The organism is Variovorax sp. AC103 (assembly GCF_979254005.1).
Window position 1 is genome coordinate 177,713 of the sequence record NZ_CEEDFC010000007.1, and the last position, 11,627, is coordinate 189,339.

General features: G+C 66.9%; 11 protein-coding genes. 2 read left to right on the top strand and 9 right to left on the bottom strand.

Annotated elements, in window-relative coordinates:
• Positions 1-152: 152 nt before the first annotated feature.
• Together groES and groL are read left to right on the top strand one after the other, a co-directional pair.
• Positions 153-443, top strand: a complete 291-nt coding sequence (groES, locus tag AC0IYU_RS12915) for a co-chaperone GroES (RefSeq protein ID WP_093125512.1) — start codon at positions 153-155, stop codon at positions 441-443.
• A 53-nt stretch (positions 444-496) separates the two neighbouring features.
• The gene (gene groL, locus AC0IYU_RS12920; protein WP_435441693.1) at positions 497-2,149 is read left to right on the top strand and encodes a chaperonin GroEL; all 1,653 of its coding nucleotides are present in this window, start codon (positions 497-499) and stop codon (positions 2,147-2,149) included.
• A 161-nt stretch (positions 2,150-2,310) separates the two neighbouring features.
• On the opposite strand, the gene xylB is transcribed toward groL, so the two are convergent.
• The 9 genes from xylB to AC0IYU_RS12965 form a co-directional block, all read right to left on the bottom strand.
• Entirely contained in the window at positions 2,311-3,780 is a 1,470-nt protein-coding gene (gene xylB, locus AC0IYU_RS12925) for a xylulokinase (protein ID WP_472117251.1), read from the bottom strand.
• An 18-nt stretch (positions 3,781-3,798) separates the two neighbouring features.
• Positions 3,799-4,755 (bottom strand): AraC family transcriptional regulator, encoded by a 957-nt coding sequence (locus tag AC0IYU_RS12930; RefSeq protein WP_435494138.1) that lies wholly within the window; start codon positions 4,753-4,755, stop codon positions 3,799-3,801.
• Between the two features lie 11 nt (positions 4,756-4,766).
• Positions 4,767-5,735 carry a carbohydrate kinase family protein gene (locus tag AC0IYU_RS12935; RefSeq protein WP_435482746.1) on the bottom strand — a complete coding sequence of 323 codons (969 nt, stop codon included), beginning with the start codon at positions 5,733-5,735 and terminating at the stop codon, positions 4,767-4,769.
• A 17-nt stretch (positions 5,736-5,752) separates the two neighbouring features.
• Complete coding sequence (locus AC0IYU_RS12940; RefSeq protein ID WP_472117254.1) at positions 5,753-6,424, bottom strand: transaldolase family protein; 672 nt, start codon at positions 6,422-6,424, stop codon at positions 5,753-5,755.
• Positions 6,425-6,447: 23 nt separating this feature from the next.
• Positions 6,448-7,236 carry an L-iditol 2-dehydrogenase gene (locus tag AC0IYU_RS12945; RefSeq protein ID WP_472117257.1) on the bottom strand — a complete coding sequence of 263 codons (789 nt, stop codon included), beginning with the start codon at positions 7,234-7,236 and terminating at the stop codon, positions 6,448-6,450.
• Entirely contained in the window at positions 7,233-8,621 is a 1,389-nt protein-coding gene (dalD, locus tag AC0IYU_RS12950; protein ID WP_472117452.1) for a D-arabinitol 4-dehydrogenase, read from the bottom strand. The genes AC0IYU_RS12945 and dalD overlap by 4 nt, the downstream gene beginning before the upstream one ends.
• A 79-nt stretch (positions 8,622-8,700) precedes the next feature.
• Positions 8,701-9,741 (bottom strand): ABC transporter ATP-binding protein, encoded by a 1,041-nt coding sequence (locus AC0IYU_RS12955; protein WP_472117260.1) that lies wholly within the window; start codon positions 9,739-9,741, stop codon positions 8,701-8,703.
• Between the two features lie 167 nt (positions 9,742-9,908).
• A complete protein-coding gene (locus AC0IYU_RS12960) occupies positions 9,909-10,733 on the bottom strand; it encodes a carbohydrate ABC transporter permease (protein ID WP_435441686.1) in 825 nt (274 codons plus the stop codon).
• Between the two features lie 10 nt (positions 10,734-10,743).
• Complete coding sequence (locus AC0IYU_RS12965) at positions 10,744-11,601, bottom strand: carbohydrate ABC transporter permease (protein WP_472117263.1); 858 nt, start codon at positions 11,599-11,601, stop codon at positions 10,744-10,746.
• Positions 11,602-11,627 lie beyond the last annotated feature (26 nt).

The window sequence follows — 11,627 nt, forward strand, 5'->3', positions numbered from 1 at the left end:
AATCCCTGCCCTTGAAACGTCACCGAATGCCCTTATCATTAGCACTCACTGCCGACGAGTGCTAACAGCCACTTGCTGCCAGTCGAATGGGCACCCGGGCCCAGTCCGGTGTCCGACCACAAACCCGTTTCTTATCCATATCAGGAGATGCAATGAAACTTCGTCCTTTGGCCGATCGCGTGATCGTCAAGCGTGTTGACAGCGAAACCAAGACCGCCTCCGGCATCGTCATCCCCGACGCAGCCGCCGAAAAGCCCGATCAGGGCGAAGTCTTGGCCGTGGGCCCGGGCAAGCGCACCGACAAGGGCGAACTGACCGCACTGACCGTCAAGGTCGGCGACCGCGTCCTGTTCGGCAAGTACAGCGGCCAGACCGTCAAGGTCGACGGCGACGAACTGCTCGTGATGAAGGAAGACGACCTGTTCGCAGTCGTCGAGAAGTAAGCCTTCTCCCCTTCCGATTCATTCAAATCCAATCCATTCGGAGTTAATTCATCATGGCAGCAAAAGACGTAGTCTTCGGCGGAGAAGCCCGCGCACGCATGGTCGAGGGTGTGAACATCCTGGCCAACGCAGTCAAGGTCACCCTGGGCCCCAAGGGTCGCAACGTGGTTCTGGAGCGCTCGTTCGGCGCCCCCACCGTGACCAAGGACGGTGTGTCCGTGGCCAAGGAAATCGAACTCAAGGACAAGCTCCAGAACATGGGCGCCCAGCTCGTGAAGGAAGTAGCCTCCAAGACTTCGGACAACGCCGGTGACGGCACCACCACCGCGACCGTGCTGGCACAAGCCATCGTTCGCGAAGGTTTCAAGCTGGTGGCTGCCGGCATGAACCCGATGGACCTGAAGCGCGGCATCGACAAGGCTGTCACGGCCCTGGTCGCCGAGCTGAAGAAGGCTTCCAAGCCCACCACCACCTCCAAGGAAATCGCGCAGGTCGGCTCCATTTCGGCCAACAGCGACGAAACCATCGGCAAGCTCATCGCTGACGCGATGGACAAGGTCGGCAAGGAAGGCGTGATCACCGTGGAAGACGGCAAGTCGCTGGACAGCGAACTCGACGTCGTCGAAGGCATGCAGTTCGACCGCGGCTACCTGTCGCCCTACTTCATCAACAACCCCGAGAAGCAATCGGCGCTGTTGGACAACCCCTTCGTGCTGCTGTTCGACAAGAAGATCAGCAACATCCGTGACCTGCTGCCGGTGCTGGAGCAAGTCGCCAAGGCTGGCCGTCCACTGCTGATCATTGCCGAAGAAGTCGAAGGCGAAGCCCTGGCGACCCTGGTCGTGAACACGATCCGCGGCATCCTGAAGGTCGTGGCTGTCAAGGCTCCCGGCTTCGGCGACCGCCGCAAGGCCATGCTGGAAGACATCGCTATCCTGACGGGCGGCAAGGTCATCGCTGAAGAAGTGGGCCTGACGCTCGAAAAGGTGACGCTGGCCGACCTGGGTCAAGCCAAGCGCATCGAAGTGGGCAAGGAAAACACGATCATCATCGACGGCGCCGGCGCTGCTGGTGACATCGAAGCCCGCGTGAAGCAGGTGCGCGTTCAGATCGAAGAAGCGACCAGCGACTACGACCGTGAAAAGCTGCAAGAGCGCGTGGCCAAGCTGGCCGGCGGCGTTGCAGTGATCAAGGTCGGCGCTGCCACCGAAGTCGAAATGAAGGAAAAGAAGGCCCGCGTCGAAGATGCACTGCACGCCACCCGCGCTGCCGTGGAAGAAGGCGTCGTGGCTGGCGGCGGCGTGGCTCTGCTGCGTGCCAAGCAAGCTGTGGGCGACTCGGTCAAGGGCGACAACGCCGACCAGGAAGCCGGCATCAAGCTGGTGCTCAAGGCCATCGAAGCGCCCCTGCGCGAAATCGTGAATAACGCCGGCGGCGAAGCCTCGGTGGTGGTGAACGCTGTGTTGGCCGGCAAGGGCAACTACGGCTTCAACGCTGCGAACGACTCGTACGGCGACATGCTCGAACTGGGCATCCTGGACCCGACGAAGGTCACGCGCACCGCACTGCAGAACGCCGCCTCGGTGTCCTCGCTGCTGCTGACGACCGAAGCCATGATCGCTGACGCACCGAAGGAAGAATCGGGTGCCGGCGGCGGCATGCCTGACATGGGTGGCATGGGCGGCATGGGCGGCATGGGGATGTAATTTCGCTCGCCCCCAGGCTGCGCGGCACTTCGTGTCCGCTACGCCAACCCCTACCGGGGGCAACATCTGCGGCCCGGCAAAGCCGGTTCCGCGGTGTTTCGCGAAAGTAAAAAACCCGTCTTGCGACGGGTTTTTTTATGGGCGCTCGGTCTGTGCGTCGCTTATTCGAATTGATCCCGCAGCGCCGCATAGAGCGCCTGGAAGCGCGCACGCCGCACCTTGTGCGTCTCCACGCCTTCCGCCCCCGGAACCAGCTTCTGCTTCACCGGCGGCAGCGTGCACACCTGTGCGACGGCGCCGCCATCGGCCAACCACGCCAGGCGCGCCGCGCCCAGCGCCCCGCCGGTCTCGCTGCCCGCATAGAGCGTGAGCGGTACCTGGAAGATGTCGGCCAGCAACTGGCCCCACCACACGCTGCGCGCACCGCCGCCCACCAGCGCCACTTCGCGCAGCGGCATGTCGGGCGGCAGACGCAGGGTGTCGAAGCCGTCGCGCAGGCCGAAGCTCACGCCCTCGACCACGGCATAGGCAATCTCCGCAGGACCGTGCGCATGCGTCAGCCCGAACAGCACGCCCTGTGCAGCGGGGTTGTTGTGCGGCGAACGCTCGCCAGACAGGTACGGCAGGAACAGCGGGCAGTGCACACGCTGCGACACCGGCACCGACGCCGCAGCCTCCAGCAGCGCCGCCTCGTCGGTGAACCTGAACGCCTTCGCCGCCCAGCTCACCGCGCTCGCGGCCGAGAGCATCACCGACATCTGGTGCCAGCGCTTCGGCAGCGCGTGGCAGAAGGCGTGCATGGCCTGCGCGGGGTTCGGCAGGAAGCGGTCGGTCGACACGAACACCACGCCCGACGTACCGAGCGACACGAAGCCCTGCCCCGGTTCCACCAGCCCCATGCCGACCGCGCTCGCGGCGTTGTCGCCCGCGCCGCCGGCGATCAGCACCGTGCCGCGGCCCACGCCCCACCGCGTTGCCAGCTCGGGCTTGAGCTGCGCCGACACCTCGCTGCCTTCGACCAGCCGCGGCATGTGTTCGCGCGTGAGCCCGGTGGCCGACAGCAACTCGTCGGACCAGTCGCGCGCGCCCACGTCCAGCCACAGCGTGCCCGCGGCGTCCGACATCTCGCTGACCGCCTCGCCGCTGAGCATGAAGCGCAGCCAGTCCTTCGGCAACAGCACGCGTGCCGTGCGCGCAAAGATTTCGGGCTCGTGTTCACGCACCCACATCAGCTTGGGAGCGGTGAAGCCCGGCATCGCCAGGTTGCCCGCGATCGCGCCCAGGCGCGGCACGGCGCGCGCAAGCGCCTCGCACTGCGCGCCGCTGCGCCCGTCGTTCCACAGGATGGCCGGGCGCAGCACCTCGCCCGCCGCGTCGAGCAGCGTGGCGCCGTGCATCTGGCCCGACAGGCCGATGGCGCGCACGGCAGACAGCGCCTCGCCATGGGATGCCTTCAACGCCGCCATCACCTGCTCGAGCGCCTGCCACCACTGCCGCGGCGCCTGCTCCGACCACAGCGGTTGCGGCCGCTCGACCGTGAGCGGCGCACGCGCCACGCCCACGATGCGGTGATCGTCGGCGAGCAGCAGCGCCTTGAGCTCGGACGTGCCGAGGTCGAGTCCCAGGTACAAGATGAACTCCCTGCCGTGTTACGAAGAGACGCCGCTGCCGAAGCGCGTGTCGGCCTGTTTTCTGAATTCGCTCGGCGTCATGCCCTTGATTTCAAGGAAGCGCCGGTTGAAGTTGGCGACGTTGTTGAAGCCCACCTGGTAGCAGATGTCCGTCACGTAGTGGTCGGTCTGCATCAGCAGGTGGCAGGCGCTGTTGATGCGCACGCGGTTGACGAAGTCGGTGAAGCTGTTGCCGGTGGAGCGCCGGAAGAAGCGGCTGAAGCGGCTCTCGCTCATGCCCAGCTCGGCGGCCACGTCCGACATCGAGATCGACTCGGCCATGTTGTTGGTGATGCGGTTGACGATGCCGTTGATCTGGTCGACCTGCGCATCGCCGTCCGCGCCCTGCGCGCCCTGCATCTGCACGCTCGACAGCAGCCGGTAGTCGGTGCACTCCGCCAGATCGGCCAGGAATTCGCAGAACCGACCCAGGCGCCGCACGCCGCGCGCGGCCTTGATGTGGTCCCAGTGCACCTGCGCCTGCGCAGACATGCCGAAGAACTCGATGCCGTGGCGCGCGCGCTCGAGCAGCTGCATCACCTCGCGCAGCTCGGGAATCTCGCTGGCCGCGCGCTCGATGGGCTCGTGGCGGAACTGGATCACCCGGTCGCGCCCCGCGGCGCCGCCTTCGGGCACGTCGAGCGAGATCCAGTTGTGCGGCAGCCGCGGCCCGCACAGCACCAGGTGCCCGGGCTGGAACGGCCCGATCCAGTCACCGATGAAGGCCTTGCCCGAGGTTTCGGTGATCAGGTGCAGCTCGTAGTCTTCATGAAAGTGCCATCGCACCAGCGGACTGGGAAAGCCGTGCGCCAGGCAGCGCACCAGGCCGGTTTCTTCGGGCGCCTCGTAGCCCAGCGAGGGAGAGCGCGCAAAGTCGCGCTCCAGCTCAGGCTGGCGCTGGCGGGGAATCGAACGCTTGCGTGTGGACGTCGTCATGGCAGCACGGTTCAGGACCGGGAAGCAGCACCGGTATTTTGTGCCTCCGCGAGCGCGATGTGAACCGCGGCGAGCGTGGGCGGGTCGGCACCCTCGCGGGCGCAGTTGAGCGCGGCGGCGGTGGCGGCGAAGCGCATCACCTCGCGCCAGGCCTCGTCGCCCAGTTCGCCGAGCTGCGCCGGCCGCTCGACGCCGTGCGCAAGCAGCGAGACCGACAACCCGGCCGTGAAGGTGTCTCCCGCGCCGATGGTGTCGACCACCTGCACGCGCGGCGCAGCCACGGCCATGGGCGCGTGCCCCGTGCGCCAGAGCGTTGCGCCGTGCCCGCCGCGCGTGACGATCACGGCACGCGCCCCGGCTTTCAGGATGTCCGCGGCCAGGGCGTCGACCGGTTGCCCGGGCGCGAGCAGTTCGGCATCTTCGTCGCTGAGCTTGACCAGGTCGGCCAGCGCGAACCAGCCCGTCACGCGTGCTCGGTAGCCGACCATGTCCGCAATCAGGCTGGGCCGCACGTTGGGGTCGAACACGATCACGCAGCGACCCTTGTTCGCCGTGATCAGGTCGGTGATGCGCGTGGCAGCCGGCTGCTGGAGCAGCGAAATCGAGCCGAAATGCAGGAATCGGCAGTCCGCCGGCAGCTGCGGCAGCGGCTCGGGCGCCCAGGTGGCGTCGGCGCTGCCCTGCGTGTAGAACGCGTAGCGGTTGGTCTGCGGCGTGCGCTCGACGAAGGCCAGCGTGGAAGGCGCATTGCTGCGCAGCACGAAACTCGTGTCCACGCCGTTGCTCTGCAGGAAACCCATCAGCCGCTCGCCGAACAGGTCGGTCGAGAGCTGCGTGAAGAAGCCTGTCGGCTGCCCGAGCCGGGCGCAGGCCACCGCCGTGTTGAGCGGCGAGCCGCCCTCGTGCCCCAGGAAGGCCAGGGTGCCCGCCTCGCTGGCGGTGAAATCGATGAGGGCTTCGCCCGTGAGTGCTATGCGCATGGTGTCTGGATTCTCGATCAGGGCAAGGCGCTCGCATCGGCCAGGAAGCCGCGTTCGGCGGCCAGCGTCGCGGAATGGTCGAGCAGTTCGGCAAAGAGACGCGGCGGAATGGTGATGGCCCCCACGCCGACCCCCAGCAACGAAAGATACGCCTCGCGCGAGCGAATGCTGGCCACCAGCAGCCGTGTGCCGGACGAAGGCCGCTGCGCGACCAGCGACTGCATCTGCGCAATCAGCGCCAGCCCGTTGGCGCCCGCGTCTTCGAGACGCCCGAGGTACGGCGCCGCGTAGGCCGCACCCAGTTGCGCCGCAAAGTGCGCCTGCTCGGGCGCATACACGGCCGTCCAGGTGACGGGCACGCCCTGCGCAATGAGCCGCGCGCCGGCATCCAGGCCCTGGCGCGTGGCGGGGATCTTGATGACGAGCTGGCCGCGGTTGAAATGCGACAGCAAGGCGCGCGCGTCTTCGAGCATGCCGTCGACCTCGCTGGAATACACCTGGGCCTGCACCTGGCGTGCACCCAGTTCGATGCAGCGCTTCAGCAGCCCCGGCAAGGCAGCACGGCCGACGCCTGCACGAAGCAGCAGGGTCGGGTTGGTGGTCACGCCGTGCACCACCGGGTGCGGCAGGCAGGCCTGCAGTTCGCTCAGGTCGGCGCTGTCGAGGTACAGGTGGAAGTCTTCATTCATGGCTCGGGTCGCATACAGGAGGATCAGCTCATGACGTTGCCGCCATCGACATTGAGCGTCTGCGCCGTGATGTAGCGCGCCTCGTCGCTGGCAAGGAACACCGCCGCGCCGGCAATGTCACTCGGCGAGCCCATCCGCCCGAGCGGCACCGCCAGCCCGACCTGCCGCTTCTTCTCCCCGGGCTGCAGTCCTTCGGCCTTGGCGAACAGGCTGTCGACGTGGTCCCACATCGGCGTGTCGACCACCCCCGGCGAAATGCCGTTCACGCGAATGCCGTGCGGCGCCATGGCCAGCGCGGCGCTCTGCGTGTAGCTGATGACGGCCGCCTTGGTCGCGCAGTAGTGCGACACCAGCGCCTCGCCGCGCCGCCCCGCCTGCGAGGCCATGTTGATGACCGAGGCACCCTGCGTGCCTGCCTCGACCATGTGGCGCAACACCGCCTGCATCACGAAGAACATGCCCTTCACGTTGACGGCGAAGAGCCGGTCGAACGAGGCCTCGTCGCTGTCCAGCAGCGGCGCCAGGTCGAACACCGCCGCGTTGTTGAACAGCGTGTGGATCGGCCCGAACGCCACTTGCGCCCCGGCCAGCATGTGCGTGATGGCCTGCGTGTCGGTGACGTCGGCGGCAATGTACGCCAGGCTGTCCGGGTGGCGCTGCTGGAGTTCGCGCACCGCGTCGGGTGCGGCGGTCGCGCGGTCGATCACGCTGCAGCGCGCGCCTTCGGCAATGCACGCCTCGGCCACGGCCAGGCCGATGCCGCCGCCCGCGCCGGTCAGCAGAACATGGCGGTCTTGAAGACGTGGGGTCATGGCTGGCTTTCGGTCTGGATGAAACGCGCAACGCGCTCGCTGGCACGGCGCACGGCATCGATCAGGCGGGCATCGGCGGCAAGGGGACCCCACAGCCCCGCGTCCGAGCACAGCGCGACGACCGGATCGGCCGCGTCGCAGATCGCGTGCGCCACCGCTTCGTCCATGCCCTGGTCCTGGTAGGCATAGGGCAGCGTGCCCTTGTGCCAGCGCTGCAGGAACGCCAGGAACAACGCGGGCAGCATCGCCACGCTGTCGATGCCGTGGCCGGCCGCCAGGCGCTCGCGCACCGTCGGCGCAATGAAGCCCGGGATCTTCGAGAAACCGTCCGCCGCCACGCGCTGGTTGGTGTCGCGGATGGCGGGGTTGCCGAAGCGGTCGAGCACCACGTCGCGGTACGCCGCGAGGTCGATCGGGCTCGGGGTCAGGCAGGGAATGACGTCGTCGGTAACGTAGTCGAACGCCATCTTCCGGATCGCCGCATCGTGCGTGCCTTCATGAATGAAGCCCAGCCCCACCAGCGTGCCCGCCCAGGCGATGCAGCTGTGCGTGGCGTTGAGGATGCGGATCTTGGCTTCCTCGTACGGCTGCACCGATGCCACCAGCTCCGCGCCCACGCGGCCCCAATCGGGCCGGCCGGCCGCGAAGTCGTCTTCGACGACCCACTGGATGAAACTCTCGCCGGTGATGGCGGCGGCATCGTCGCGGCCCGTGGCGGCCTTCACGCGTGCGCGCAGCTCGGGCGGCGGGCGCGGCGTGATGCGGTCGACCATCGCGTTCGGGCAGCGCGTGTTCGCCTTCACCCAGGCCAGCAGGCCGGTGTCGCCCGCGAGCGCAATGAACTCCAGCAGGCCCGCGCGGAAGCGCTCGCCGTTGTGGCGCAGGTTGTCGCAGTTCAGCAGCGTGACGGCGCCCGCATTCGCTTCCTTGCGCGCACGCAGGATGGCGCACAGCGCGCCGTAGATGGTCACGTTGTCGCCGCCGGCCTCGCCGCGCCGCGCGCGCGCTACATCGGCCGCGAGATCGCCGAACGACAGGTCCAGCTTGCCTTTGTCGTCGAGGTAGTAGCCGGCTTCGGTGACGGTGAACGACACGATGCGCGTGGAAGGCGTCGCGCCGCGCGCGATCACGCTGGCCAGCGAGCGCTCCCAGGGCAGCACCTCGCGGATGGCCTCGATCTCTTCGTAGCGGTACTCGCCCGCCGGCGACACCGTTTCGAGCGTGTAGCGTCCGCCCTGCGCCTGCAGCGCCGCGACGATGTCGGCCATGTCCGGCCGGATGTTGGCGCCCGACAGCGACCAGCGGGTGTCGCCCGCGTCGATCAGCCGCTGCAGGTACACCGCCTGGTGCGCGCGATGGAACGAGCCCAGGCCGAGATGAAGCACCGTGAACTCCGTGGGAGCCGGTGGAATGTGCGCGATGGTCACGGCAATGTCCGTTGAAATGGCGTTGAAGGAATCGGGCTCACGCGCTGACCGAACGGCCTTCGCGGTTGAACAGATGGAGCACGGAGGGGTCGAGCTCCACAGCCACGTCGTCGCCGGCCTGCAGCGGCGTGCGGTCGTTCTGGCGGGCGACGAGCGGCACGCCCCCCACGTCGACGTGAATCAGCGTGTCGGCGCCCAGCGCCTCGATGAGCTCGACGCGGCCCTGCACGTCGGACACCGGCGCGCCCTGCCTCGCGTGCACGCGCAGGCCTTCAGGGCGCACGCCCAGGAAACCGTCCGCGGGCAGCCTGCCGCCGGTGGCGGCCGAGAAGCTGGGAATGGCATTGGCGGCCACCATGTTCATCGACGGCATGCCGATGAACTGCGCCACGAACTGGTTGGCCGGGCGGTCGTACAGCGCCAGCGGCGTACCGACCTGCTCGATGAGCCCGTCCTTGAGCACCACCACGCGGTCGGCCAGCGTCATGGCCTCGACCTGGTCGTGCGTCACGTAGATGGTGGTCGCGCCCAGCGCGCGGTGCAGCTTGTGGATTTCCACACGCGTGTTGCCGCGCAGCGCCGCGTCGAGGTTGGACAGCGGCTCGTCGAACAGGAACACCTTGGGCGCGCGCACGATGGCGCGCCCGATGGCCACGCGCTGGCGCTGGCCGCCCGACAGGTCCTTGGGCGTGCGGTCGAGGTATTGCGTGAGGTTGAGGGTGGTGGCCGCATGCTCGACCTTGGTCTTGATCTCGCTCTTGGAAACGCCCGCGAGCTTGAGTGCGAACGACATGTTGTCGTACACGCTCATGTGCGGATAGAGCGCGTAGCTCTGGAACACCATCGCCAGGTCGCGCTTGCCCGAGGGCGCCCAGGTGATGTCCTTGCCGTCGAGCATCAGGCTGCCGCTGGTGATGGGCTCGAGCCCGGCAATCAGCCGCAGCAGCGTCGACTTGCCGCAGCCCGAAGGCCCGACGAAGACGATGAACTCGCCCTTCTGGATCTGCAGGTCCACACCCTTGATGATGTCGACTTCGCCGAAGCTCTTCTTGATGTTCTTGAGTTCGAGGTAGGCCATTCACAACTCCTTGATTGCTTGTGGGCAGGCTGCCGAAGCACCTGCACGGGTCGAAAGCGCGCAGCGAAATGCGGGAGCTGCCGCGGAACCGGCTTTGCCGGGCTGCTGGCAGCGCTCCCTCGAGAGGGTTGGCGAAGCGACACGAAGTGCGCGAAGACTGGGGGTGTTCATTTCACGGCGCCGAAGGTCAGGCCCTGGACGAGCTGCTTCTGGCTGAACCAGCCGAACACCACGATGGGCGCGATGGCCATCAGCGAGGCGGCCGACAACTTGGCCCAGAACAGGCCTTCGGGGCTGGAGTACGAGGCGATGAGCGTCGCCAGCGTGCCGGCCTTGGCGGAGGTGAGGTTGAGCGCCCAGAAGGCCTCGTTCCAGCTCAGCACCAGGCACAGCAGGCCGGTCGACGCGAGCCCGCCGACCGACAGCGGCAGCACCACGTGGCGGAACTCGGTCCACAGGCTCGCGCCGTCCATGCGCGCGGCTTCCAGGATCTCGTTCGGAATGTCCTTGTAGGCGCTGTAGAGCATCCACACCATGATCGGCAGGTTCGACAGCGTGAACACGATGGTCAGCGCGGTGAGCGAGTCCAGCATGCCCGCGGTCTGCGCGAGCACGTAGATCGGCACCAGCGCGCCCACGGCCGGCATCATCTTGGTGGAGAGCATCCACATCAGGATGTCGCGCGTTCGCTTCGTGCGGAAGAACGCCATCGAGTACGCCGCAGGCGCCGCGATCAGCAGGCCCAGGATGGTCGAGCCCAGGCTGGTGATGAGCGAGTTGCGCGCGTACAGCAGGTAGTCGCTGCGGCGCTGCACTTCGCCGAAGTTGTCCAGCGTGGGCTCGAAGATGAAGAGCGGTGGCACATGGATGGCCTGCAGCTCGGTCTTGAAGGCCGTGAGGAACAGCCAGCCGAGCGGAAAAAACAAGAGCAGCGCCACGGCCCATGCACCGACGGTGCGCAGCAGCTGGGGAAGGAAGTTGCTGGGTTGCATGATCGTTCCTTCAGTCGAGGTTCTTGCCGATGATTCGGATGAGAAACACCGCCACGATGTTCGCCAGCACCACCGCGAACAGCGCACCGGCCGAAGCCACGCCCACGTCGAAATTCATGAGGGACTGCTTGAAGATCAGGTAGGTCATGTTCGTGCTCTCGTTGCCCGGGCCGCCGTTGGTGGTGATGGCGATCTCGGCGAACACGCTGAGCAGGAAGATCATCTCGATCATGATCACCACGGCCATCGGGCGGGCGAGGTGCGGAATCGTGAGATAGAAGAAGCGCTGGAACGAGCTCGCGCCGTCCATGCGCGCGGCCTCCATCTGCTCGCGGTCCAGCGACTGCAGCGAGGTGATGAAGATCAGGCAGGCGAAGGGCAGCCACTGCCAGGCCACCATGACGATCACCGAGAACAGCGGCACGTCGGTGAGCCAGTCCACCGGCGCGGCGCCGAAGAAGCGCCACAGGTCGGCCAGCACGCCATAGATGGGGTTCATCATCATGTGCTTCCACAGCAGGGCATTGACTGCGGGCATGACGAAGAACGGCGAGATGAGCAGCACGCGCACGATGCCGCGCCCCGGGAAGGGCTCGTTCACCAGCAGCGCGAGCAGCACGCCGAACACCACCGTGATGACGATCACGCTGCCGATCAGCAGCAGCGTGTTCCATGTGGCCGGCCAGAAGTCGGGGTCGGTGACGAAGTAGTGAAAATTCTCGAGGCCCGCGAACGTGCGTTCGCCGGGTTGCATGAGGTTGTAGTTGACGAACGAGAAATACAACGTCATCAGCAGCGGCACGATCATCCAAAGGAAGAGCGTGAGCACCGCGGGCGCCATGAGGGCGCGGGGCAGGAGTCTTTTCATGAGGTATCCCTTCTTGTGGTCCCTGG